The 24347-nt window shown below is 66.1% G+C and carries 19 protein-coding genes and 2 tRNA genes; 14 read left to right on the top strand and 7 right to left on the bottom strand.

Going from position 1 to position 24347, the window contains the following annotated elements; translation table 11 throughout:
- The first annotated feature begins 52 nt into the window (after positions 1-52).
- Positions 53-1420, top strand: a complete 1368-nt coding sequence (gene purB / locus D578_RS0108120) for an adenylosuccinate lyase (RefSeq protein ID WP_018949475.1) — start codon at positions 53-55, stop codon at positions 1418-1420.
- A gap of 13 nt (positions 1421-1433) precedes the next feature.
- Entirely contained in the window at positions 1434-2606 is a 1173-nt protein-coding gene (locus D578_RS0108115) for a cupin domain-containing protein (RefSeq protein ID WP_018949474.1), read from the top strand.
- A 24-nt stretch (positions 2607-2630) separates the two neighbouring features.
- Here the strand turns inward: D578_RS0108115 and dusA are convergent, their stop codons facing one another.
- Entirely contained in the window at positions 2631-3620 is a 990-nt protein-coding gene (gene dusA / locus D578_RS0108110; protein ID WP_018949473.1) for a tRNA dihydrouridine(20/20a) synthase DusA, read from the bottom strand.
- Between the two features lie 56 nt (positions 3621-3676).
- Here dusA and D578_RS0108105 point away from each other — a divergent pair, with 56 nt between their 5' ends.
- Positions 3677-5104: a Glu/Leu/Phe/Val dehydrogenase gene (locus tag D578_RS0108105; protein WP_018949472.1), complete on the top strand. Its 1428-nt coding sequence runs from the start codon at positions 3677-3679 to the stop codon at positions 5102-5104.
- Between the two features lie 18 nt (positions 5105-5122).
- Here the strand turns inward: D578_RS0108105 and D578_RS0108100 are convergent, their stop codons facing one another.
- Positions 5123-6508 (bottom strand): M17 family metallopeptidase, encoded by a 1386-nt coding sequence (locus D578_RS0108100; protein WP_018949471.1) that lies wholly within the window; start codon positions 6506-6508, stop codon positions 5123-5125.
- Between the two features lie 93 nt (positions 6509-6601).
- Here D578_RS0108100 and D578_RS0108095 point away from each other — a divergent pair, with 93 nt between their 5' ends.
- The 4 genes from D578_RS0108095 (at position 6602) to mnmD (ending at position 11917) form a co-directional block, all read left to right on the top strand.
- Positions 6602-7579 (top strand): ABC transporter ATP-binding protein, encoded by a 978-nt coding sequence (locus D578_RS0108095; protein ID WP_018949470.1) that lies wholly within the window; start codon positions 6602-6604, stop codon positions 7577-7579.
- The gene (locus tag D578_RS0108090) at positions 7576-8358 is read left to right on the top strand and encodes an ABC transporter permease (RefSeq protein WP_018949469.1); all 783 of its coding nucleotides are present in this window, start codon (positions 7576-7578) and stop codon (positions 8356-8358) included. Before D578_RS0108095 ends, D578_RS0108090 begins: the two co-directional genes overlap by 4 nt.
- Before the next feature lie 99 nt (positions 8359-8457).
- Positions 8458-9978, top strand: coding sequence for a peptidoglycan DD-metalloendopeptidase family protein (locus D578_RS0108085; RefSeq protein ID WP_026289255.1), 1521 nt, complete (start codon positions 8458-8460; stop codon positions 9976-9978).
- 85 nt (positions 9979-10063) lie between these two features.
- On the top strand, positions 10064-11917 hold the full coding sequence (gene mnmD, locus D578_RS0108080) for a tRNA (5-methylaminomethyl-2-thiouridine)(34)-methyltransferase MnmD (RefSeq protein ID WP_018949467.1): 1854 nt from the start codon (positions 10064-10066) through the stop codon (positions 11915-11917).
- On the opposite strand, the gene D578_RS0108075 is transcribed toward mnmD, so the two are convergent.
- From D578_RS0108075 to D578_RS0108055, 5 genes are all read right to left on the bottom strand, one after another.
- Complete coding sequence (locus D578_RS0108075) at positions 11869-14133, bottom strand: diguanylate cyclase domain-containing protein (RefSeq protein ID WP_018949466.1); 2265 nt, start codon at positions 14131-14133, stop codon at positions 11869-11871. The two genes, mnmD and D578_RS0108075, sit on opposite strands and share 49 nt — an antisense overlap.
- Positions 14134-14226: 93 nt before the next feature.
- Positions 14227-14535, bottom strand: a complete 309-nt coding sequence (locus tag D578_RS0108070; protein ID WP_018949465.1) for a GIY-YIG nuclease family protein — start codon at positions 14533-14535, stop codon at positions 14227-14229.
- 19 nt (positions 14536-14554) lie between these two features.
- Positions 14555-14641, bottom strand: a tRNA-Leu gene (locus D578_RS0108065).
- A 73-nt stretch (positions 14642-14714) separates the two neighbouring features.
- Positions 14715-16682: a M48 family metallopeptidase gene (locus D578_RS0108060; RefSeq protein ID WP_018949464.1), complete on the bottom strand. Its 1968-nt coding sequence runs from the start codon at positions 16680-16682 to the stop codon at positions 14715-14717.
- A gap of 13 nt (positions 16683-16695) precedes the next feature.
- Positions 16696-17286: a LemA family protein gene (locus tag D578_RS0108055; protein ID WP_018949463.1), complete on the bottom strand. Its 591-nt coding sequence runs from the start codon at positions 17284-17286 to the stop codon at positions 16696-16698.
- 121 nt (positions 17287-17407) lie between these two features.
- Here D578_RS0108055 and D578_RS0108050 point away from each other — a divergent pair, with 121 nt between their 5' ends.
- The 7 genes from D578_RS0108050 (at position 17408) to D578_RS0108020 (ending at position 24347) form a co-directional block, all read left to right on the top strand.
- Positions 17408-18247, top strand: a complete 840-nt coding sequence (locus D578_RS0108050; RefSeq protein WP_018949462.1) for a motility protein A — start codon at positions 17408-17410, stop codon at positions 18245-18247.
- A gap of 4 nt (positions 18248-18251) precedes the next feature.
- Positions 18252-19064 (top strand): OmpA family protein, encoded by an 813-nt coding sequence (locus D578_RS0108045; protein ID WP_018949461.1) that lies wholly within the window; start codon positions 18252-18254, stop codon positions 19062-19064.
- A 225-nt stretch (positions 19065-19289) separates the two neighbouring features.
- The gene (locus D578_RS0108040; protein ID WP_018949460.1) at positions 19290-20153 is read left to right on the top strand and encodes an alpha/beta hydrolase; all 864 of its coding nucleotides are present in this window, start codon (positions 19290-19292) and stop codon (positions 20151-20153) included.
- Positions 20150-22405: a bifunctional diguanylate cyclase/phosphodiesterase gene (locus tag D578_RS0108035; RefSeq protein WP_018949459.1), complete on the top strand. Its 2256-nt coding sequence runs from the start codon at positions 20150-20152 to the stop codon at positions 22403-22405. Before D578_RS0108040 ends, D578_RS0108035 begins: the two co-directional genes overlap by 4 nt.
- A gap of 210 nt (positions 22406-22615) precedes the next feature.
- Entirely contained in the window at positions 22616-23533 is a 918-nt protein-coding gene (locus tag D578_RS0108030) for an HPP family protein (RefSeq protein ID WP_026289254.1), read from the top strand.
- Between the two features lie 345 nt (positions 23534-23878).
- Positions 23879-23955 (top strand) — tRNA-Arg (locus D578_RS0108025).
- Between the two features lie 65 nt (positions 23956-24020).
- Positions 24021-24347: a hypothetical protein gene (locus D578_RS0108020; RefSeq protein ID WP_018949457.1), complete on the top strand. Its 327-nt coding sequence runs from the start codon at positions 24021-24023 to the stop codon at positions 24345-24347.

Raw genomic sequence — 24347 nt, 5'->3', positions numbered from 1 at the left:
GAGCACCTTAGTATACTGCGCCGCCTGTCCCGAACCCGACCCCGGAATCCCCATGTCACTGAGCCCGTTGTCCGCGATCAGCCCCGTCGATGGCCGCTATGCCCGGCATACCCGCGACCTGGCCCCCTACTTCTCCGAGCAAGGTCTCATGCAGGCCCGCGTGCGGGTGGAGATCGCCTGGCTCAAGGCCCTGGCCGCCGAGCCCGCGATCCCCGAGGTCCCGGCGTTGACCGATACGGCCGGCGCCTTCCTCGACGAGATCGCCTTCAGCTTCGACGAGGTCGCAGGCGCCCGGGTCAAGGAGATCGAGGCGACCACCAACCACGACGTGAAGGCGATCGAGTACTACATCAAGGAGCAGATGGCGGATCGCGCCGACCTGCAGAGCCAGATCGAGTTTGTCCACTTTGCCTGCACCTCCGAGGACATCAACAACCTGGCCTATGGCGTGATGGTGCGCGAGGCCCGCGACATGGTCATGCTGCCCGCGCTGGACACCTTGCTGAAACCGTTGCGCGAGCTGTCGGAGCGTTTCGCCGATCAGCCGATGCTCGCCCGTACCCACGGCCAGCCCGCCTCGCCCACCACCATGGGCAAGGAGCTCGCCAACGTAGTGGCGCGACTGGAGCGTCAGCGCGCCGAGATCGCCGGGGTCTCATGCCTCGGCAAGATCAATGGCGCGGTGGGTAACTTCAACGCCCATTCCGTGGCCTACCCCGAGGTCGACTGGCCCGCCCTGTCGCGGCGGATGATCGAGGGCCTGGGACTGCAACCGAACACCCATACGACCCAGATCGAGCCGCACGACTTCCTGGCGGAGTTGTTCCACGCCTTCATGCGCGCGAACACCATCCTTCTGGATGCCTCGCGCGACATCTGGGGCTACATCTCGCTGGGCTATTTCAAGCAGAAGGTAGTCGCCGGCGAAGTCGGCTCCTCGACCATGCCGCACAAGGTCAACCCGATCGACTTCGAGAACGCCGAAGGCAACCTGGGCCTGGCCAACGCCCTGTTCGATCACCTGGCGAGCAAGCTGCCGGTCTCGCGCTTCCAGCGCGACCTGACCGACTCCACCGTGCTGCGCAACATCGGCCTGGCGTTCGCCTGGTCGCTGATCGCCTACAAGGCGTTCGGCCGCGGTCTGGGCAAGCTGGAGATCGAACCCGGGCGCCTGGCGGAGGACCTGGACCAGAACTGGGAGGTCCTTGGCGAGGCCGTGCAGACCGTCATGCGCCGCTACGGTATCGAATCGCCCTACGAGAAACTCAAGGAACTGACCCGTGGGCAGCGTATTACCCCCGAGGCGCTGGCGGCGTTCATCGACGGCCTGGAGATCCCGGAAGAGGCCCGCGCCCGCCTGCGCGAGCTGACGCCGGGCAGCTACACCGGCATCGCCGACCGACTCGCGCGCGAACTCTGATCCCGCGCGCGGCATGGCGGCCCCGGACCCGAACCAACCGCTCGCGCTGCTCGGTGGCCTGACGCCCGCCGAGTTCCTGCGCGACTACTGGCAACAACGCCCGCTACTGGTGCGCGGCGCGATCCCCGGCTTCGAAAACCCGATCGAGCCCGACGACCTCGCCGGCCTGGCCACCGATCCGGACGCCGCGAGCCGTATCGTCAGCGGGCATGTCGACCGCCAGGACTGGGATGTTGAATACGGCCCCTTCGAAGCCGAGCGGCTGGGCCAGCTTCCCCAACGCGACTGGACCCTGCTGGTCACCGACGTGGAGCGCTTCTGGCCCGGTGGCCCGGATTTCCTCGCCCATTTCGATTTCATCCCGCGCTGGCGCCGGGACGACCTGATGATCTCCTATGCCCCGCCCGGCGGTTCCGTCGGGCCGCATGTGGATCAGTACGATGTGTTTTTGTTCCAGGCCGCGGGCCGGCGCCGCTGGCAGATCCAGGACCCGCCGGGATCGCTGGATTGCCATGATGATCTGCCACTGGCCATCCTGCGGGCGTTCGATCCCACCGAGACCTGGGAGCTGGGTCCCGGCGACCTGCTCTACCTGCCCCCCAACCTGCCGCATTACGGACTGTCGCTGGACGACCAGTGCATGACCTGGTCAGTGGGGTTTCGCGCCCCGACCATCCTCGATGTCCTGACCGGGTTTCTCGAGGAGCGCGCCAACGTGATCGGCGACCAGGCGCGCTTCGAGGATCCAGGTCGGCACCCGTCCGCGCACGCGGCGGAGCTTCCCGCCGCGGATCGCGAGGAGCTGCGCGAAGCCCTGCGCGCCCTGCTGGCGGCGGAGGATCACGACCTGGACGCCTATCTGGGGCGTTTCCTGACCCGCCCCGCCGGCAACGTCGAGCTCGCCCCGGGGGACCCGGGGCTGGCGGCCACTGCCGGCCCGGCAGATCGCTTTGCGATCCACCCCGGCGTCCGGCGTGCGTGGTTCCAGGGCCCCGATGGCCCGATCCTGTGCATCGCCGGAAACGACTATCCCGCACAGGCGGTTGCTGCGGATGTTCTCGAGGCCTTCTGTAGCGCGGAGACGCTCAGCATCGCGGAATGGGAGGAGGCAATCCCCATGATCCGGCAGATCCTCGAGGATGGGCTCGAGGCCGGCTGGCTGGCACCGGACGACCCGGGCGAATAGCAACGCTGGAACGACTCCGGGCGCTCAGGCCGCCCGGGGGAGACATGCCTGCGCGGCCCGCTCGATCAGTTCCGGCCCGGCATCTGCGTGATGGGCCCCCTCGGTCAGTATCCGTCGCCACTGGCGTGCGCCCGCCTCGCCGTGGAACAGGCCCAGGATATGCCGGGTCAGACGCGCCAGCGGCACGCCATCACGGCGCATCCCCTCCGCAATCCCCAGGATGCCCTCCAGGACCTCTTCGCGCGTCGGGTCGTCCGCGCCCTCGAAATACAGGCGGTCCACCACCGACAGGCTCCAGGGCTGGTGGTAGGCCAGCCGACCGAACATGACCCCGTCCACCTGCTGCAGGTGCGCGCGCGCGGCGCCGACGTCGTCCAGTCCGCCGTTCAGGACAATCGTCAGGTCGGGGAACTCGGCCTTCAGCCGATAGACCCGTTGATAGTCCAGCGGGGGAACGTCGCGATTGTCCTTTGGACTGAGCCCCTGGAGCCAGGCCTTGCGCGCGTGCACCACGAAGTGGCGGCACCCGGCGGTGGCCACGCGTTCGACAAAGGCCTGCAGATCGGCCTCCGAGTCCTGGTCGTCAATGCCGATGCGGTGCTTGACGGTGACTGGAACGTCAACGGACTGCTGCATGGCTGCGACGCACTCGGCCACCAGCCCCGGTTGTGCCATCAGGCAGGCGCCGAACGCGCCAGATTGAACGCGGTCGGAGGGGCAACCCACGTTAAGGTTGATCTCGTCATAGCCGCGATCAGCCGCAATGCGGGCGGCCTGCGCCAGCGTCGCCGGATCGGAGCCGCCCAGCTGCAGCGCGATCGAGTGTTCCACCGGGGAGAAGCCCAGCAGCCGGTCGCGATCCCCATGGATAACGGCGTTGGCATGCACCATCTCGGTGTACAACAATGCGCGTCGCGTCAGCAGCCGATGGAACCGGCGACACCAGGTGTCCGTCCAGTCCATCATCGGTGCAACCGCAAACCGCGGGTCGGGAGCGTGGCCCGCGTTATCCATCAGCGAAGTCTCCGTGCCGCGCAGGCGGCGCCCAAAAGCGAGAAAGGATTGCCATCATGTCGGAATCCGAAGTGCCTGAAACCTTTCGCGATAGTGTCTCACACATGGTCGACCGGGCCATGGCCTACCTCGATCTTCCCGAGGGGGCGCGGGAGGCCGTCAAGACCTGCAATTCGGTCATCCAGGTGAGCTTTCCGATTCGCTTTCGCGACCGCATTGAGGTGTTCAAGGGCTGGCGCGCGGTGCATTCCGCCCACCGCCTGCCGGCCAAGGGCGGCCTGCGATTCTCGCCGACCATGGACCAGGACCACGCCGAGGCCCTGGCGGCCCTGATGACCTACAAATGCGCCATCGTGGATATTCCCTTCGGCGGCTCCAAGGGCGGCCTGCGCATTGATCCGCAGAAGTACAGCGAATGGGAGATGGAGCGCATTACCCGCCGGTTTGCCCATGAACTGATCCAGCGTGACTACATCAGCCCCGCGCAGAACGTACCGGCGCCGGATGTGGGGACCTCTCAGCGCGAGATGGCCTGGATCATGGAGACCTATCGCGATCGCCATCCGGAAGACCTCGACCATGCCGCTTCGGTGACCGGCAAGCCGGTCGAGCTGGGCGGCATGGTCGGGCGCCTGGAGGCCACTGGTCGGGGGGTTCAGTATGCGTTGCAGGCCTTTTTCCGCGAAGGCTCGGCGGCCCGCGAGGCCGGGTTCAAGGGCGGCCTGGGTGACCAGCGCATCATCATCCAGGGCTTCGGCAACGTTGGCTATTACGCCGCGCGCTTCCTGCAGGAGGACGATCACGCCAAGATTGTCGGCGTCATCAAGAGCGATGGCGGGGTGTATTCCGAGGATGGGATCGACGTCGAGGCCCTGCACGACTATGTACGGCGCAGCGGCACCATGGAGGGTTTCGCGGGGGTCGAGTTCGTCCGCGATGGCAACCGCATCATGGAACGCGAGTGCGACATCCTGATTCCTGCCGCCCTGGAAGGGGCCATCCATCGGGACAATGTCGACCGCATCCAGGCCCGGCTGGTCGCCGAGGCCGCCAACGGTCCCTGCACCTGGGAGGCCGACCAGGCCCTGCGCGAACGCGGCGTCCCGATCCTGCCGGACGTGTACGTCAACGCCGGCGGCGTGATCGTCTCCTACTTCGAGTGGGTGCGGAACCTGTCGCACATGCGCTTCGGGCGCCTGGAGCGGCGCTACGACCAGGCCCAGGGCCAGCACATCGTCAGTGCCATCGAGATGATGACCAACGAGAGCATCCCCGAATGGATTCGCGATGCCGTCGTGCGCGGGGCCGAGGAGATCGATCTGGTCCGCTCGGGCCTGGACGACGCCATGCGCGAGGCCTTCCGCGAGATGCACGAGGTTCGCGAGACGGAAAGCAATGGCGAGGTACTCGACTATCGCACCGCCGCCTATCTGATCGCCCTGCGCAAGATCATTCGCGCCCGCAGCGACCTGAGCCTGATCTGATCCCCGCGGGCCCCCGCCCTACCGCGCTGGCCCGTAGCGCGACTCCAGCGCCGCGAACAGCGCCCTCAGGCCCATCGCCTCGCCGCCCTTGGGCCGCCCTGGGCGCGCGCGGTCGTTGAAGGCCATGATGTCGAAATGCATCCAGGTCGTGCCCTCGGGGACGAACTCCTTCAGGAACAGCGCGGCAGTAATCGCGCCGCCGTGGCCGCCGGTAGAGCTGTTCACGATATCGGCCACGTCACTGTCCAGCATGTAGCGATAGGGCGTATGCAGCGGCAAATGGCAGACCGGGTCGTCCCATTCGCGCGCTGGCTCCACCAGCGCCCGCGCCCAGCCCTCGTCCTGGGTGAAGCAGGCGCTGATCTCCGTCCCCACGGCGACGCGCGCCGCCCCGGTGAGCGTCGCAAAGTCCACCAGCAGGTCCGGATGGAACGAGCCCGCGCGATCCAGCAGATCGGCCAGCACCAGGCGCCCCTCGGCATCCGTGTTGTCGATCTCGATCCGCTTGCCGTTGCGCGCGGTCAGCACATCGCCCGGGCGGAAGGCCCCGGCGCCGATGGCATTCTCCGCGGCCCCGATCAGCACGGTCAGCCGCACCGGCAGCGCCTGCGCCATGATCAGGCGCGCAAGCCCCAGCACGATCGCCGCCCCGCCCATGTCCTTCTTCATCTGCCGCATGGAATTGCCGGGCTTCAGGTTCAGGCCACCGGAATCGAAGCATACGCCCTTGCCCACCAGCACCAGCGACGGCGCGTCGGGCGCCCCCCAGGTCAGCTCGATCACCCGGGCCCCGTGGTCGCTGGCGGCCCCCACGGCGTGGATACAGGGGAAGTCCTGTTCCAGCTTGTCGCTGTCGCTCACCAGATGCAGGCTGCTGCCGAATTCCTCGGCCAGCTCCCGTGCCTTCAACGCCAGGTTGGCCGGCATCATGTCGGCGGCCGGGGTGTTGATCAGGTCGCGGGTCAGCCCGATGGAATCGACAAACGCGAGGACCCGCGCCTGATCCGCGTCTTCCGGCCACACCAGCCGCGGCGCCCGCTCCTGCGCCTCGCGGTAACGCTCGAAGCGGTAACACCCCAGGCCCCAGCCAATGGCCGCCAGGTTTTGAATCTCGGGGCTCAGGGCGTCCGTTTCCAGGCGGTAGTCGCCCGTTCCCAGGGTCTCCGCCGCTGCGGCCAGCATCCAGATCGGGGTTTCCGCATCAAAGCCGGCCAGCACCGCCGCCAGTCCACCCTCGGCATCGGGAATGCGCAGGGTTGCGCCCGGCTCCGCCTCGAACCCGGAGGCCTCCACCCATTTGCGCCAGCTCTCCGGCGCACTCTCCAGGCGGACCGGGAGCGATTCGCGACTGACCGGGATCAGGGGAACGGCGGTGTCGGACGACGCAACAAAAACAGAATCCACGCGGCTTTCCTCGAAAACGATTCAAAGCCTTCATAATACCTGCCTTGTCGACCCTCCGGGGTCGTGTTCCCCCTCGCCTTACAGGATGTGACGATGACGCCAGCGCTGGAGATTCGCGGGCTCAAGAAGACCTACAAGAACGGATTCGAGGCCCTCAAGGGCATCGACCTCGAGGTGGCCCCGGGCAGCTTCTTCGCCCTGCTGGGCCCCAACGGGGCCGGCAAGTCGACGACCATCGGGATCATCACCTCGCTGATCAACAAGACCGCCGGCACGGTCAAGGTGTTCGGCCATGACCTCGATACCGACCTGCAGGCAGTCAAGCGCTCGATCGGGCTGGTCCCGCAGGAGTTCAACTTCAACAACTTCGAGCCGATTGGCGAGATCGTGGTCAATCAGGCCGGCTACTACGGCATTCCTCGTCGCGAGGCCTGGGAACGCTGCGAGCACTACCTGAAGGAGCTGGGGCTGTGGGAGAAGCGCAAGGACATGGCGCGCACCCTCTCCGGCGGCATGAAGCGGCGCCTGATGATTGCCCGTGCCCTGGTTCACGAACCGCGCCTGCTGATCCTCGACGAACCCACCGCCGGGGTCGACATCGAGCTGCGCCGGTCGATGTGGGACTTCCTTACCCGCATCAATACCGACGGGCGCAGCATCATCCTGACCACCCACTACCTGGAAGAGGCGGAGACGCTGTGCCGCAACATCGCGATCATCGATGACGGTGCGATCATCGAGAACACCACGATGAAGCAGCTACTGGCGAAGCTCGAGACCGAGACCATGGTGCTGGATCTCAGCGAGCCCCCGCCCGGTATCCCGGAGGATTCCCCGATCGCGCTGCGCCAGGTGGACGAGATGACGCTGGAGGCGGATATCCGCAGTGGCCAGCACCTGAACGACCTGTTCCGAGTGCTCGACCAGGCGGGCATCCGCGTCCAGAGCATGCGCAACAAGGCCAATCGGCTGGAGGAACTGTTCATCCGCATGACCCGCCCCGGCCAGAGCCCCAGCCATCTGACCCCTGGCGCCGGCGGGACCAGCGAGCAGCCGGAGAATCAGGCATGAGCGCTTCCCATCTTCGCGATTACTGGACCGCCTTTCGGACCATTGTCAGCAAGGAAGTACTGCGCTTTGCCCGCATCTGGGTACAGACGGTCCTGCCCCCGGTCATTACCACGGCACTGTACTTCATCATCTTCGGGGGGCTGATCGGCGAACGCATCGGGGACATGGAAGGTTACCGTTACATGGACTTCATCGTCCCCGGGCTGATCATGCTGGCGGTGATCACCAACAGCTACGCCAATGTGGTGTCATCGTTCTTCGGCTCCAAGTTCCAGCGCCACATCGAGGAACTGCTGGTCTCGCCCATCCCCAACAGCGTGATCATCCTCGGGTTCGTCTTTGGCGGCGTGGCGCGGGGCCTGGCGGTCGGCGTGGCCGTACTGCTGGTCTCGTTGTTCTTCAGCCCGCTCAGCATCCACAACCCTGGCGTGATGCTGATCATCGTGCTGATGACTTCCATCCTGTTTGCCCTCGCCGGGCTGATCAATGGCGTGTTCGCGCGCACCTTCGACGACATCGCCATCGTGCCGACCTTCATCCTGACGCCGCTGACCTATCTCGGCGGGGTGTTCTACTCGATCAGCCTGTTGCCGGAGTTCTGGCAGGGCGTGTCCATGCTAAACCCGATCCTCTACATGGTGGACGCCTTCCGTTACGGCAGCCTGGGCCATAGCGACTTCCCGATCGCCATGTCTTTTGCCATCATTGCCGGGTTCATTGCAGTCATGTACGGGATTGCGCTGGTCCTGCTCAACCGGGGCGTGGGGATCCGATCCTGAGACGCGCAGGCCGCGAAACACCGGGAGAGCGCCTTCCGACGGTGTTTATTGCCCGAAAAAACGTGTTATAAAGCGGAAACTTTGCGGGGCAACGGCCATATGGGTAACAACAGAAAGACATTCAATTTCTTTCTGGCGGGCACCGCCGGACTCACCATCCTGGTGGGTACCAGCCTCCTTCTCGCCTCCCAGCCCTCCGAGACGTCACAGCCGCTGCAAATCGGCGCCGGTAATCCCCTTCCTGCCTCCCAACTGTCGCTCGCCCGGGCGGAGCATCCGGCTGGCGGCGCGTCGATACGGGCGGCGCATAGTGCCGCATTCGAGTCTGGTGCCCAGACCGTGGCTTTTGCCCCTGACATGCCGGGCGAGCCAGCCCCGGATTACGACGACGCCACAATCGACCCGGACGCGGAGGCCCCGACTTCCTACGAGACCTTCGATCTCGACGGCGATTCCGATGCCGCCGCTGACTCTGACGTGGAGGCCGAAACCACGGACGCCGAGTGGTACACCCATACCCTGCAGAAAGGCGAGCGTCTGACGGGCCTTTGGGCACGCGAATGGGAACTCCCCCTGGCAACCCTCTACCGCCTGCTGGAAGATGACGACAATGCCTCGATCCTGAACCGTGTGCGCCCCGGTCAGGAGATCGAATGGCGGGTCGACGACGAGGGCTACCTGACTCGCCTGCGCCTGTGGACCGACCGGGCCAGCGGGCATGAGTGGGTCCGCGAGGCCGATGGCTGGGAGTTCGAACTCGGCGAAGTCGAGAACGGCCGCGAGGTCAGCCACCTGATCATTACGGCCGAGATCGACGGCAACATCGCCAACGCCTTGACCGAGCGCGCGGACATCTCCGCGCGTGCGGCCAACGCCCTGGCCGTGTTGCTGGATCGCTACCTGCCGGTACGCACCCACGCCCGAACCGGCGATCAGTTCACCCTGCTGGTAGAGCAGGAGACCCTGGTCGGCGACGACACCCCGCTCAACCTGCGTCTGCTGGCATTCGACTACGAAGGCGAGCGCATCGAGATCCGTGCGGCGCGCAACGTCAACGGGCGCTTCTACACCCCGGATGGCGAAAGCCTGCTGCCACCGTTCGATCGCCGTCCGTTCTCCGGCAACTATCGCATCAGCTCCAGCTTCAACCCGAGCCGCCGTCACCCGGTCACCGGGCGCGTGGCCCCGCACCAGGGGACGGACTTCGCCATGCCAATCGGCACGCCGATCCAGGCCCCGGCCGACGGTCGCGTGACCCGCGTCGAGAACCATCCGTATGCCGGGCGCTTCATCGTGATCGAGCACGGTCAAGGCTACTCCACCCGCTACCTGCATCTGGATCGCCAGCTGGTGCGCCCGGGTCAGACCGTCGAGCGTGGCGACCGCATCGCGTTGTCCGGCAATACCGGGCGCAGCACCGGGCCGCATCTTCACTACGAGATCCATGTGAACAGCCGGCCGCAGAATCCGATGCGCGTGGAGCTTCCGGAAAGCGACGCCCTGGAAGGCGACGAGCTCGACCGCTTCAAGTCCATCAGCCAGACCCTGCTGGCCCAGCTGGACAACGGGCTGCGCAACCAGCAGGTTGCGTTTACCCCGTTCGAAGAATTGACTCGCTAACCGCCCATTACGCCCCGTCTCGCGCAATCGCGCCTGGCGGGGCGTGACGTTCACGTCCGTGGCGACACCCTTGCCCTCCCCTCCATTGCTCGACTGGGCACGCCTCGAATGGCGTGACGGACAGCCCTTTGCCGCCGACTACGGGGATGGCTACTTCGGCTCCAGCGATCCGCATACCGAGGTGCGCGAGGTCTTCATCGAGGCCAACGATCTCGCCCGGCGCTTCCGCCAGTGTCAGCGCTTCGTGCTTGCCGAGACCGGCTTTGGGAGCGGTCTCAACCTTCTCCTGACGCTGCAGGAATGGCGCCGCCACGCACCCCCCGGCGCGTTTTTGTCCCTGCTAAGCCTTGAGGCCCACCCGCTCTCGCCCGCGGACCTCGAGGCAATGCACGAACGCCTGGGCCTCGACGATGCCGACGCCCGCCATCTGCGGGCCCAGTATCCACCACCGGTTCCCGGACTCCACCGCATCCAGTTCCCCGAGGCCGGCGCCGTATTGACCCTGGGCCTGGGTGACGCCGCTCCATTGCTTGCACAGATCCGGGGGACCGTGGATGCCTGGTTCTTCGACGGGTTCGCGCCGCGCAGCAATCCCGCCCTGTGGAACACCGGGGTGTTTCGGCAGGTGGCACGGCTCTCCGCGCCGGGTGCCACATTCGGCACCTACACCGCAGCGGCTCAGGTTCGACGCGACCTGGAGAGCACGGGGTTCGAGGTACGCCGGGTACCCGGTCATGGCCCGAAGCGCGAGCGTCTGGTGGGGGCCCTTCGGGACAGCCAATCGCCCGCGAAGTCACCGCCCGGCGATGTACCGCAACGTGTTGCCATCATCGGGGCCGGGATTGCCGGGCTCAGCACCGCCCATGCCCTGCAGGCGCGAGGAGTGGAGGTCACGGTCTTTGACCCGAACGGTGTTGGCGGTGGCGCCTCCGGCAATCCGGCGGGCGTCCTGTTGCCGAACTTGCATCCGCGCGACGGGGAGCTGAATACGCTGGCACTCGCGGGGATGCGCCGTACCGGTTTCCTTTCCGGACAGCTCGACGCGATCGGCGGATACGGCACCCGGTTGGCAACGGGCGTGGCCTTCCATGGCATCAGCGCCCACGGACGCAAGCGCGTGGAACGCCTGCAAAAAGTCGGGCCCGAACATGCGGCCCTGTTGTTCGACCCTGGCGGTCCCGGTTGCACCGCGGCCCCACACCTCTATTACCCAGACGGTCTGGCGATCGACATGCGGGCCTTTTGCCAGGCCCTGGCCGACGACCTGCCACCCCTGCGCAAGGCATCGGTACAGGCGCTGGAACCCTCGCCCAACGCCGGCCCCGTGCAGGTCGAGAGCGACACCGGGTCTGAACCCTTCGACGCGGTCGTGGTGGCCACAGCCGCCGGTAGCGGCACGACCTTGTGCCCGGAACAGGCGGGTATTTCCACCGTGACCGGTCAGATGACCCGGGTCCGGGCACCCTTCCCCGATTGGGGTGGCTTTGTGGCAACGGGTCAGGGCTACTGCATCCCGGGAGACCACGACACCGCTTGGATTGGCGCGACCTATCGCCGCACGGAGGGCCCCGGGACCGAAAATGAACAGGCCCCACAGGCCGAGGATGACCAGACCAATCTGCGGCATCTCGCCTGGGTGCCAGGGCTACAGGATGCACAGGCGGTCGAGATCCTCGCGCACTGGGCGGGGGAACGTGCCGTGGTCCGCGATCGCCTGCCGCTCGTCGGGCGCAGCCGGCTGGATGCGGGTGGACGGGTGCTGTTGAGCCTGGCGCATGGCTCGCGCGGCCTGCTCTATGCCCCGCTGGCCGGCGAATGGCTGGCGGATCACCTGCTGGGTCTGATCGAGCCGCTCGAGGCGCAAACCGCGACGCGGTTTGCTCCGGCGCGTCACTCCGATCCGGATTCCGGCGTCTCCGGCGTCTCCGGCGAGGCGTAGGCCACATCGTTGCGCCCGGCGGCCTTGACGCGGTACATCGCGTGGTCTGCGGCCATCATCAGATCCGCGAGGCGCTCGCCATCTCGCGGATAAAAGGCGACCCCGATACTGCAGGAGAGGGTCTGTTCGACCGGTTCCATATGGCCGGGATGCAGGTCGAAGGGCGGCCGGAACGCCGCCTGCAGGCGTTCGATCAGACCCCCGGCCTCCTCCCTCCGGTGCAGCGGCGCACTCAACACGATGAACTCGTCCCCACCCAGGCGGACCAGCAGGTCATCCGGGCGCAGACTGCCCGTCAGCCGCTGCGCCAGTTGGCGCAGGACCTCATCCCCGACGGCATGGCCGTACTGGTCGTTCACCGGCTTGAAACGGTCCAGGTCAATGAATAGCAGCGCCAGTTGACCCTCCTTGCGGTCCGCGCGGGCCGCAAGCCGCGGAAACGCCCGTTCCAGGGCCGCGCGATTCGCGGTTCCGGTCAGCGGGTCTTCCCAGGCCAGGGACTGCATGCGCTCTTCCAGCTGCTTGCGCTCGGTTACGTCCAGTGCGTGCCACACCACCGCCGACGAACCTTCGAACGGCGCGTCGATGGGGCGCACCCGCGCCTCGTACCAGCGGGTTTCCTCTGGCAATGAACTCCTCTCGCCTCCGTGGAAGACGCTCGCCTTCAGACGGTACTGAATCTCCTGCAACTCGCCTTCGCCCAATGCCCGCCGCACGACACCGGAAAAGCGCTGCGCGACCTCGTCCGGCAGCAGGTCCGCCAGTGTGTTCCCGGCCGCCGTGTGCTGGGGCGCCTGGGCGCGGCGCGCTTCGCCAAAGACCGCGCGAACGAGGCCGGCCTCGTCGATCACCAGGGCATCGCCGGGCATGGCCTCGAACAGCGCGTCCTGAAGATCACGGGCCTCGCTCAACGCGTTGAACAGCATTCGGTTCTCGTGCACATCGACAAAGCTCAACAGGAAGGCCCGCTGCCCTTCCCAGTCAATCGGAACCCAGCGCAGCAGATGAAAGCGCGGAGTTCCGTCCGCCATGTGTACGCGAATTTCCCGCCCGCGCGGCTCCTCTAGCGCCATGGAAAAATCGAGCTCAGGGGGAAGGCGCCGACGATCATCGGCCTGAATGACCCCGAGCGCCGACAGGGCCTGGCCAGGATCCGGCGACAGGCCGGTCATGCGGGTAAAGGCCGGGTTGGCCCAAAGGACTTGGCGCCCGGCGACCACCAGAGTCGCATCCGCCAGACGATTCACGAGTGCCTGATAGCGCGTGAGGGCCTCCCGCCGCTGCCGAATGCCCTCCCCCACGCGGAAGGTGTACCCACTGACCGCCAGCAGCCCGACCACGCCCATCACCCACCAGGCGGCCGGGCGCTCCGTGACGGATGGGTTGGGGACCGGCTGCGCAAGCATCTGCCATTGGCCCCCGGCAAAGGTCACGTCGAGCGCGAGCGGCGCGCTGGCCACGTCGATCTGTTCGGGGTTGTAGAAGACCTCACCGTCGGCGCCGGTCCCGTCGAGGCCGCGCAGTGCCAGTTGCAGGCTGGGCGGGCGCGGTGCGACGCCCGCCTTGCTAAGAATCGTGTCGAAATCCAGCGCAATACTCGACAGTGTCCACGGATTGGCGCGCGCCGGCGGATTTTCCGGATCGGTCAGGACCGGGGCGCGCACCAGAAGGCCCCGACCTCCCTGCGTCAGGGTCCAGGGCCCGGCGACGACCGTTTGCCGGCTTTCCAGCACCCGATAATAGGAGGCGCCCTGCTCCGGGTGTTTCGCCAGGTTGAGGCCGATCGCGCCCTCGTTGCCATCGCGCGGGTAGACCAGTTCAAGGATCTCGCCGCGGGCCAGGGTCAGAGAGCGAATCAGTTCAGGCTGGCTGCGATAAAGACGGTCCGCTGCCCGGTCGAAGTCGTCCTCGGTCAGGTCCGGGTGGACATAGGCATAGGCAGCAAGCCCGATCGTCGCATGGACCGTACCGTTCAGCACGCTTTCCAGTCGGGTCCGAAGGCTGCTTGCCTCCGAGGCCACGGCTTGCTGATAGCGGTCGGCCATCTGCTGTTTCCAGCCCTGGTCGATGGCCACGAACAGCAGGGCGAACAGCAACCCGGCGACCAGCGCCGCTATCACCGGACCGCTGATATGCGGTTCGGTGGTGCGGGCGTCGGCCGGCTGGGCCGCTTGCCCCGATTCGGATCCTTCCGTCGTGTCCGTGGACTGGGTCATACCGGGTCCTTTCAGGGACGCACAGAGCCCTACTATGCGCCTTTCCTGGGCCCGGCTGAAACGCGTTGCTCGGATGTGGCGCTGACCCTCGCCTCACGCCTTGTGGTCGAGCGTGCCCTCGGGCACGTCGTTTTCCCTCTTCCAGGTATCCGCGAGACGTCGCTTCTCGGCGGGTGACAGGCGTTTGATGCGTTGTTCCTCGCGCAGTGCCTCGCCGTGGCCGGGAAAGGCCTTCGCACTCAGAAGCTGTTCCGGCGGGTACATACGGGTGAAACGCGCCCCACGCCCTGCACGATGCGCGGCCAGACGCGCCTGCAGTCGCGGTGTGACCCCGGTATAGATCCGGGCACCGCGGCACTCCAGGAGATAGACGTACCAGGGTTGGGGGCTGGCCACGATCACACACCCGGGTAGAAATGATTGGTGGGGACGGCCGGAATCGAACCGGCACGGGCTTGCGCCCAGCGGATTTTAAGTCCGATGCGTCTACCAGTTCCGCCACGCCCCCGGAGCGGTCGCATCATACCGCGCGGCCCCGGTCCTCGCACCCGTGGTCGTCGCACCCACGGGAGGGGGGCGCTCTATTCCGCTTCGGCGGCGGGCATCTCCGCAACCGGTAGCGGCACGTGAAGGGAAGCGGCGATCGCCCGCAACAGTTCCACCTCCGCAACCACCGTCTGGCCCCCATGAGTGATCGTGGCAAGCATCGCCGTGACGAGGGTCTGCTTGTCCGCCGGGCGCAGGGCATCCAGCGCCTCCAGCGCCGTATCCAGCCCCTCGGCCCAAGCGGCCGCATCGGCCGTCCGCTCCAGAGCCGAGGCAATGCCCTCGTCGGTGGGATCTTCGATCGCCAGGGCCAGAACGCCCGCGCGCAGGGCCGCCCGGGCCTTCTCGGGGTCGTCCGGGTGCCCGTGATGCGCGAGCACGGCCAGCGTGTCCTGCGCGTGGGCAGCGTGGCGAGCCAGCCGGTCGCGTCCGCCCGCGCGGGCACGTTCGGGCTGCTCCAGGTCGCGCAACTGGCGCCGCAACAGACGGCCGGTCGCGTATTCGAACGCCGATACCCGGCCGTCGGCGCGGATCAGTTCGTCGATGAGGCCTTCCAGTTGCCGGCGTTCCTCGCGTGGGCGATGGCGCAATACCGGAAAGCTCATCTCCAGCAGCGGAATGCGCAGGTCCGGGCGCAGCTCGGGTTCGGCATCCAGCAGCGTGCGGACGTGGGACTCGCTCTCCGCCCCCCGCGCGGCGGCAATCCGCAGGAGCTGGTGATCGCGTACTTCCGGGTCGTTGCTGATCAACAGGTACAACAAGACATCAACGCCCCAGGCATCGGAATGCGCCGCGCGCTCCAACGGTCCCGGCATCGCCGCCACCAGCAGCCCCGCCCCGAGGATCTGTGACAGCCCTGGATCGCCGATATTTTCCATTAGCCGCTCCGGGTTCAGGAGCAGGCCACCCGGGCGTTCCGTCGAACCGCGTTCGCGTTCCTCCGCCTCGGCCTGGGCCTCCTTTTCGACGCGCCGCGCCTGCGCATCTTGTTGCATCTGCTCGCGGATGGTCTCCAGTTCCTCCGGCTTGAACCCCGGCTCGATCGCCTGTATGCGCTGGACCAGCGGCGGATGGGTCGAAAACATCTGACTGACGGCCCCGGAGGCGAACAGCATGTGCCCGACCTCCTCGGTGTCGGCCCCCAGCTCGGTATGGGCCGCGCCGATCTTCTTGAGCGCCCCGGAAATGCCCTCTGGCTGCCGGGTGAACTGCACAGCCGAGGCGTCCGCCAGGTATTCCCGCTGGCGCGAAACGGATGCGCGGATCCAGCGCCCGAAGAACAGCCCGATATAGCCCACCACGATCAGCGCCACGCCCGCGGCGACGATGCCCCCGGCGTTGCGGTTGTTGCGCGACAGACTCATTGCGAGCAGCACACGCTGCCCGATCAGCGCCATCACCAGGATCCCGAACAGCATGCCCATCAGGCGAATGTTCAGGCGCATGTCGCCGTTGAGCACGTGCCCGAACTCGTGCGCGACCACACCCTGCAGCTCGTGACGGTCCAGCTGTTCCAGGGCCCCGCGGGTCACGGCGATGGCCGCGTCGTCCGGTGAATAGCCCGCGGCAAAGGCGTTGATGCCGGCCTCCTGCTCGAGCACATAGACCTCGGGCACCGGGACGCCGGAGGCGATGGCAACCTCCTCCACCACGTTCATCAGGCGCCGGCGCAGCGGGTCACGGGTATCGCCATCCACCCGCGTCCCGCCGAGTTCGCGGGCCACGGCCCCGCCACCGTCGCGCAGGCCGAGGGTGCGATAGAGACTGCCCAGGCCGATCAAGCCGACCGTGAGCACGGTCGTCCAGACCATCACGCCGACATTGCTGGCAAGGAACTCACGGGTCAGCCAGGGTTCGCCCGCGGCGGCAGGTTCTGCCTGACCGAACACGACCAGCACGATGGCATTCATTACCAGCACGATGGCGAGTACCGCCAGACCGAACAGAAACAGCAGCCAGCGGGTCCGGCGCTGCGCCCGGTCCTGTTGCTCGAAAAAATTCATGACGCCTCGGGGATCAGGAGAAGTTCACTTGCACGGGCTCGCGCTTCTGCGGGTCCTCGATCTCCAGCAGCTGCCCCGGACGGAAGCCCAGGTTGTTGGCGATCAGGCTGTTGGGGAACATCTCGCGCAGGATGTTGTACTGCATCACCGCGTCGTTGAAGGCCTGGCGGGCGTAGGCCACCCGATTCTCGGTACTGGTCAGCTCTTCGGACAGCTGCATCATGTTCTCGTTGGCCTTCAGGTCGGGATAGCTCTCGGACAGCGCGAACATCCGCCCCAGGGCCCCGGAAAGTCCCTGTTCAGAACTCGACAGCTTGCGCACAGCCTCGGTGTTGGTCGGGTCACCACCGACCTCCTGCAGGCTCTGCTTCGCATTGTTGCGGGCCTCGATGACCGCCTCCAGGGTGTCGCGCTCATGACTCATGTAGCGTTCCGCGACCTTGACCAGGTTGGGGATCAGGTCATAGCGGCGGGTCAGCTGCACATCGATCTGGGCGAAGGCGTTCTTGTACCGGTTGCGCGAGGTCACCAGGCGGTTGTACGTCCACACCCCCCAGATCACCAACAGAACCAGGATCCCCAGTACCACCCAAGTCATATCCATCCGGCCACACTCCTTAACCATTAACGTGCCGAGTGTACGCCGGAATGCGGGTGGCACCACAAGGCAGACGCTGCCGACGACGCTGTTTTATGCTGGCGCCGGTCTTTTCCCGGAAGCGCACATGAATCTCTCCACCCTCCTCGGTATTTTGGGCAGCCTGCTGGTCTTCGGCAGCGTCATCGCGTTCTCCTCGCAGAATGCCGACGCCTTCCTGAACCTGCCGGGCCTGGGCATCGTGGTGGGCGGCACCATCGCGGCCACGCTGATGAGCTACCCCTTTCACGAGGTGATGCGCGTGTTTCGCGCGGGGGCCAACGCGATCCGCGAGGAGCGTTACGACGTCACCCAGGATCTCGAGGAGATCGTCCAGGTCTCGCGCTACTGGTTCTCCCAGAACCTGCGGCGCATCCAGGATCGCCTGGACCAGATCCGTAACCCGTTCCTGCGCACCGGCATCCAGCTGGTCATCGACGACACGCCGATGGACGATGTCTCCGACCTGCTGAACTGGCGCATGGCGCGCCTGCGCGCCCGCGAACAGGCCGATGCGCAGATGTTCCGGACCATGGCCACCTATGCCCCGGCCTTCGGCATGCTCGGCACCCTAATCGGCCTGATCAACCTGCTGCTGACCACCGAAAACGACGATTTCACCGTCATCGCAGTGAACCTGGGCATCGCACTGATCACCACGTTCTACGGGATCCTGCTGGCGAACCTGGTCTTCCGACCCATCGCCATCAAGCTGGAGCGCCGGACCGAGGAGCGCGTGGTCCTGATGACCATGGTGCTGGAGGGCATCATGCTGATGCGCAAGGGACGCTCGCCCGGCTACATCCGCGAGACCCTGCGCTCCTTCATGGAGAATCACAGCGACGAGATCCGCCAGGCGACCCCGAATGGCGAGGAAGAGCCCGGGGCGGACGAACGTGCCAGCGGTGAACCCACGGAGCGGCGCTGAGCCCATGCCCGGACCCACCTACTCCACCACCGACCGCGCCGCGCTGCAGGCGGAGATGGATGCCCACGCCGCCACGCGCCCGGAGCAGGCCTTTCTCGGGTCCTACCCGGGCGAACGCCAGCGCGACGACGAGCATGCCTGGATCCTCACCTATCTGGACGTACTGACCCTGGTCATCGTGGTGTTCGTCATCATGCTCACCTTCATGGACCCGCGCGACGACGACCCGCGGGCGGTCTCCGCCAGCCCGATCGCACTGGCCCACCCGGACCGCAGCACCCTGATTGAACCCCTGGTTCATTCCTCTCCGCTGGGTGGGCCCGCCCTGGACGAGGCGCCGGTCGGTGAGCGCTCCGGCCCGGAGGTGGTCGCCGACCAGCCACCGGGCCACGCGGCCGACCGATTACGCGCGCGCGCCCCCGAGGGCGTCCACGTCGTCGAGCAACCCGGGCGGCTGGAGCTGCGCATCCGTGACGACATCCTGTTCCGCACCGCCGAGGCGAAGCTGAGCTCGGATGGCGAGGCGCTGCTGCAGGATCTGCTCCCCATCCTGGAAGATCATCGCGGCACCATCACCGTGGAAGGCCATACGGACAACCTTCCCATCGCGACCGAGCGGTTCCCGTCGAACTGGGAGCTATCCTCGGTGCGCGCCAGCGGCGTCGTACGCTACCTGGTGACCCGCGAGCTGGATGCTGCCCAGCTCCGAGCGGTCGGGCTGGCCGACACCCGTCCGGTTGCCGACAACGCCAGCCCGGAAGGCCGCGCCGCCAACCGCCGCGTGTCACTGATGCTGGAAACCGATGCCGCGCCCTGATCCCGGCTGTCAGACACCGTGGGCACCGCTCGCGCAAACGGGCTCGACCGCCACGCCGAAGCAGGTCTTCCCCACTACGGCGAGCGGGCGATGCTTGATCCAGATCATCACGCGTTCGGCCGGCGCATGCCGTCCCGGCTGGATACTGCTACATTGAAACTAGGGGTTTTTCCGTAAGGGGTTTGCGTGTCGGCTCAGGGGGATACAAGGATGTCTGGATGGTTCTTGCGAAGCGCGGCGGCGATCACGACCGTGATCCTGCTGAGCCTGAACACGGTGGCAACTGGCAAGGAAGCATCCGTGATCCTGGAAATGCCAACCGGTGATTCGGCTGAAGCGGCGTACTGGGCCGGCGAACCGGACATGCCCGCGGTCCTGATCCAGCACGGTTTCCTGCAGACTCACCACTTCCCCACCGTGCGCCGCCTCGCCCTGGCGCTAGCCGACTCGGGATTCACTGTCCTGACCCCCACACTGACACTGGGGATCGATCGGCGCACGGCCAGCCTGCCGTGCGAGGCCGTGCATACCCACACCATGGAACAGACCCGGCAAGAGATCGCGCTCTGGGTTGACTGGCTGCACACGAGAACCGGCCAGGAACCCGTGGTGATCGGACACAGCGCCGGCAGCATCAACCTGCTGGCGTACCTCACGGATTCCGCGCGCCATACCGTCGCCCACGCCATCTTTATCAGCGTGACCTATTTTGGGCACGGCGAGGCCGCGTTTGACTCCCCCGAACATGCCGCCCGTGCCCACGCGGCCCTCGCGCGCGGCGATATCGGGCTGGCGGAATATGCCCTGGATTTCTGTCGCCAATACGTCACCACGCCCGCGGCGTATCTCTCCTACTACGACTGGGACAAGCAACGAACCGACCGGGCCTTCCAGTCGAGTAGCGCGCCTTCCACCCTGATCGCGGGCAGCGCCGATGCCCGGATCGACCTGGAATGGATCAAGACCTTGCGACGGCATGGGGTGGAGGTCCACATCGTGGACGGTGCCAACCACTTCTTCGATCAGTTTCACGAATTCGACCTGCTGGACGAGATCGAGCAGGTCCTCCAGGAAGACCTCACGCAATGATCCCCTGGCGCACCCCTTCAATCACACTCTACGCCCTGCTGCTGGCGGCGGTCGCCCTTGTCACCCTCGCCAGCTTCGGTCTGTACACCTGGCACAAGGTCGACCAGCTACGCGACGAGGTTTACGTAAGTGGCTACGAGGCCGCGCGGCAGGAGCTCGCCAACGCCCTGGGGCATGTCCGTAAGGATGCGGCATTGCAAGCATCCCGATTCGCACGCTGGGAGGAAGTGCGTCAGCAACTGGGCACCCCACACTACTATGGCTACTGGAAGAATCACCGCATGCACCAGGCCGGGATTCTGGCCGACAGGGTCCTGGACACCCAGATCTATGATCACCAGGGAGTGGCCCTTCCCGATTCCCCCACCGTCTCCTTGCCCGCGAGACTCGAACTGCCACCCCCCGCTCCCCGTGCGGTACAAGGCGACGCCGAACCACTCCTGCTGATCATCGAGCCGATTCCCGCGCCCGACGCGGCCGAGCCCCCCCGCGGCTACGTCGCGCTGCAGAGCCGGTTTCTCGACGCGCTTCGCGAGGGCCACGTCTACCACTATATCGACCCCGAATCGATCCGATTCGACCTCGGTGAGCAGGAAACCATCCTGGCGGGAGAGCTCCTGCGCCATGCGCAGTTCGACCTGCGACCCAACCCTCTTGCCGATCAGGTGGAGGCCCTTCTGTGGGGCGCTGTGATCAATCTTGGGGGCATCCTGGGTCTGATCACACTCATTCTGTTCGCCACGCTGGTCTATCTGATCGTGCGCCCCCTGCGCGCCATCGCCGGCCACATCGACCGGCTTCGCGAGAGCGCCGGGAGCCTTGTGCTGGAACGCGCCGGGGGGCTGCTGCCCATTGCGGAGACGGAAAAGATCCGCGCATCCCTGAATTCCTACCAGGCCAGGCTCCAGGACGTCCATTCCAGCCTGGAGGCGAAGAACCGCGAATTCTGGCGCATCGCGCACCACGATGCCCTGACCGGCGTGCGCAACCGCCGGGCCTTCGATGAATACTGGGACACCCTTCCGCGACTGGCCGCCCGCCACACCTATCCAGTGTGCTTTGCCCTGTTCGACATCAATCACTTCAAGGCCATCAACGACAGCTACGGCCATCAGACGGGCGACGCGGTCCTGCAGAGTGTGGCACGCAGCATCGACGAGGTAATGCGGGAGGGGGAACACCTGTTTCGCATCGGCGGCGACGAATTCGCCGCAATCCTCCTCGACTGTGACGAATCGGGCGCCCAGCGCCTGGGCGAGCGTTGCCAGGAGCGGATCCGGGCCACCGACTTCACCCAGTACGGGGTGCGGGAACCAATCAAGATCAGCATCGGCCTGGCTGTCGCGCCCGGCAACGATGCACCGGCCATGCTGGCCCTGCAGTGGCAGGCCGACGTTGCCATGTACAAGGCCAAGCGCCCCGGATCCTCGCCGGTCGTGCTGTTCACCCCGGAACTGGAGAAGGATACCCAGAGCCTTTATTCCAATTGGATCAACAACGCCGTGTACGAGGCCATCACCCGGGGAACCGGGATCCGAATGGCCTACCAGCCGGTCGTTGCGCTCAACGAGCATCATTCCTCGTATGTCGAGGCCCTGCTGCGTATCGAACACCAGGGCGAGATCATCGGACCCGCGGATATCTTCCCCGTCGTCGAGGCGCGCCATCTGGAGGTCGACCTGGACCGGGCCGTACTGACCCGCATCCTCGGGGATCTGCGGGCCTCCCTCATCCCGCCAGGGGTCGGTATCTCGATCAATCTGTCGGGCCCCACCATCGTGAATGCCGGGCTTACCCAGTGGCTGGAGGCCTTCGTCCCCTTCCTGCAGGATCGGCCAATCATCCTCGAGGTCACGGAGACCGCCCTGATCACCGAGATCGGGCTGGCGACGGAAAATCTCCAGCGACTACGTCAGCAAGGGTTCCTGGTCGCCCTCGACGATTTCGGCAGCGGCTACTCTTCCATCCGCTATCTGGCTTCCATGCCCGTGGATACCGTCAAGTTCGATATCAGCCTGATACGCAGCCTGGATGTCCCGGACCAGCACCACATCGTCGAGGGCCTGGTCCAGATGATCCGCGATGTGGGCTACACCACCGTGGCGGAAGGGATCGAGACCGCCGAACAACTCAGCCGGGTATGCGCCCTGAAGTTCGACTTCGCACAGGGCTACCATCTCGGGCACCCTGCCCCGGTTTCACAAGGCCTCCCGCCGGTCCTGCAGGCTCATGCAGGCATTTCCCGGATGTAATTGTTCGCGAGCCGGCCTCGCAGACGAAACTGGATCGCCGAGTCTCCGGGGAAACATGCGATTAGCGGTTCCCGGAGGCGGCCGGGCGCAGCCGCGTTACAGACCTGCCCCCTGACATCCCCCGCCTGTCCGTGTCAAAGCAATGCGATTTGACCCGGAGACGCCGGACGCAGAACCTGTACCCCGTTTTCAACTTACGAGGAGGCCCGCTTGCGCTCTGGACGCGGATCCCTGTTGGGCGACTGGCTCGATACCACCAACCACAAGGACAAGCTGATTGCCCTGATTGGCGGCGTGATTGGCCTCTACCTGTCGCTGGAGGTCGCGGCATCGGTCACCGACAACGGGATCAACGGGCTGATCCTCGCGTCTCTGGGCGCCACGGCCGTGCTGCTCTTCGCTGCGCCCCACGCGGCGATGTCGCAGCCCCGGAACGTGCTCGGTGGCCATGCCGTCGCCGCCATCGTGGGGGTGCTGGTGCGCGACGTCCTGCCCCACCCGTTGCTGGCTGCAGCGGTTGCCGTCGGGCTCGCAATCTGGCTGATGCACTACCTGCGGTGCCTGCATCCCCCCGGCGGCGCCACCGCGCTCTATGCGGTTCTGGGAGGTGAGTCGGTGCACACCCTGGGCCCCTGGTTTCTCCTGCATCCCGTGCTGTCCAGCGTGGGCGTCATGCTTGTTGTCGCGGTGATCATCAACTACCCGTTCCCCTGGCGGCGCTATCCGGCCAGCCTGACGCCGACGCCCGAAGCCCCAGAGCAAGGTCCCCTGGCTGCCCTGGAGCGGGCGGGCCTGGGCCAGGACGACCTCGAGCACGCCATGCGCGAAATGAACCTGTATCTCGACCTCACCGAAGACGACCTCGCACGCCTGTACCTATTAGCCCGGCGCCATCACCAGCACCCCGACCCCATCACGCCGGCCGCGATCCAGCCGGATAACTGTTTCAGCAATGGCGGGAGCGACGCCGACTGGGCTGTGCGGCGCGTGTTAAACATCGACGACGGGCAAGTGACCTACCGCAACCTCGCAGGCCCGGAAACCCCGCGCCAGGACCGCGTCACGCTGGCGGAATTCACCGCCTGGGCCCATCACCAGCTCGACCCGAAATCCGCCCCGGGCGACTGAAGCGTTTGGGGCTGCCCCTACTCGGCGCTTATACTCTCGCGCTAGGGAAACACTGATCAATGTACACGCTCGCGTTGGCACCCCAGGTTTTTCGAGACAAGGCGCGTCGTGCAGCGGGTAGTGGTTCTACCCGCAAGCGGCGCAACGCAGGATCGGGGAACCTGGGGTGCCAACCCCACAAACCATTCAATGCAGGGGCTCAGCCGCCCGTTGTTGACGAAAACGGGCGCGCGCACGGCGTTGCGGTTCCCCTTGTGCAGAATGACTGCACGGCAGTCACCGCGCCTTGTTCGCACGCAAAAGCGACTCGAGCGCGAGCGTGTACATTGATCAGTGTTTCCCTAGGTCTCCGTAGCTCAGCTGGATAGAGCAGCCCCCTCCTAAGGGGCAGGTCGCAGGTTCGAATCCTGCCGGGGACACCACATTCATGAGGCCGCTGCCGATCTTCGATCTGGCGCCGTGCCCGCATCGGTCGTAAGGTAGGCAGATGGCCATGCTGACGACCGAACAGTCCACCCGCATGATCGATCTCCTCGCCCCGCTGATCGGCATTCAGGGCGAGGTGGATGGTTGTATGGTTGAACTGGTCGAGGTCCTCGACGAGGGGCCTCGGGGTCTACCCGGGGTCGCCCTGATGACAATGGGGGCCGAGCGCAGCATCCAGGCCAATCAGTACGGCAATCCCCTCTGTCGCCATTCGGAAACCCGCACCCTCTCGTTGCTGTCCGAGGTTGAACGCGACCTGCACCCGGTCCTGCGACAGCTGCTTCCGGAATCCGTCGTGGCCGAGCTGCGGGAGTTGCTGACGGAGTGA

The organism is Thioalkalivibrio sp. ALMg11 (assembly GCF_000377905.1).
GTDB lineage: Bacteria > Pseudomonadota > Gammaproteobacteria > Ectothiorhodospirales > Ectothiorhodospiraceae > Thioalkalivibrio.
The sequence above is the reverse complement of the archived record's forward strand: the minus strand, read 5'-3'. Positions and strand labels throughout refer to the sequence as shown.

What these genes read in the sequence shown, in the direction of transcription:
- D578_RS0108105 (WP_018949472.1), top strand. Translation starts at nt 3,677, where the DNA reads ATGTCGGAATCCGAAGTGCCTGAAACCTTTCGCGATAGTGTCTCACAC.
- D578_RS0108075 (WP_018949466.1), bottom strand. Translation starts at nt 14,133, where the DNA reads ATGACCCAGTCCACGGACACGACGGAAGGATCCGAATCGGGGCAAGCG.
- D578_RS0108045 (WP_018949461.1), top strand. Translation starts at nt 18,252, where the DNA reads ATGCCCGGACCCACCTACTCCACCACCGACCGCGCCGCGCTGCAGGCG.
- D578_RS0108085 (WP_026289255.1), top strand. Translation starts at nt 8,458, where the DNA reads ATGGGTAACAACAGAAAGACATTCAATTTCTTTCTGGCGGGCACCGCC.
- D578_RS0108090 (WP_018949469.1), top strand. Translation starts at nt 7,576, where the DNA reads ATGAGCGCTTCCCATCTTCGCGATTACTGGACCGCCTTTCGGACCATT.
- D578_RS0108050 (WP_018949462.1), top strand. Translation starts at nt 17,408, where the DNA reads ATGAATCTCTCCACCCTCCTCGGTATTTTGGGCAGCCTGCTGGTCTTC.
- D578_RS0108115 (WP_018949474.1), top strand. Translation starts at nt 1,434, where the DNA reads ATGGCGGCCCCGGACCCGAACCAACCGCTCGCGCTGCTCGGTGGCCTG.
- purB (WP_018949475.1), top strand. Translation starts at nt 53, where the DNA reads ATGTCACTGAGCCCGTTGTCCGCGATCAGCCCCGTCGATGGCCGCTAT.
- D578_RS0108020 (WP_018949457.1), top strand. Translation starts at nt 24,021, where the DNA reads ATGGCCATGCTGACGACCGAACAGTCCACCCGCATGATCGATCTCCTC.
- dusA (WP_018949473.1), bottom strand. Translation starts at nt 3,620, where the DNA reads ATGGATAACGCGGGCCACGCTCCCGACCCGCGGTTTGCGGTTGCACCG.
- D578_RS0108060 (WP_018949464.1), bottom strand. Translation starts at nt 16,682, where the DNA reads ATGAATTTTTTCGAGCAACAGGACCGGGCGCAGCGCCGGACCCGCTGG.
- D578_RS0108035 (WP_018949459.1), top strand. Translation starts at nt 20,150, where the DNA reads ATGATCCCCTGGCGCACCCCTTCAATCACACTCTACGCCCTGCTGCTG.
- D578_RS0108055 (WP_018949463.1), bottom strand. Translation starts at nt 17,286, where the DNA reads ATGGATATGACTTGGGTGGTACTGGGGATCCTGGTTCTGTTGGTGATC.
- D578_RS0108095 (WP_018949470.1), top strand. Translation starts at nt 6,602, where the DNA reads ATGACGCCAGCGCTGGAGATTCGCGGGCTCAAGAAGACCTACAAGAAC.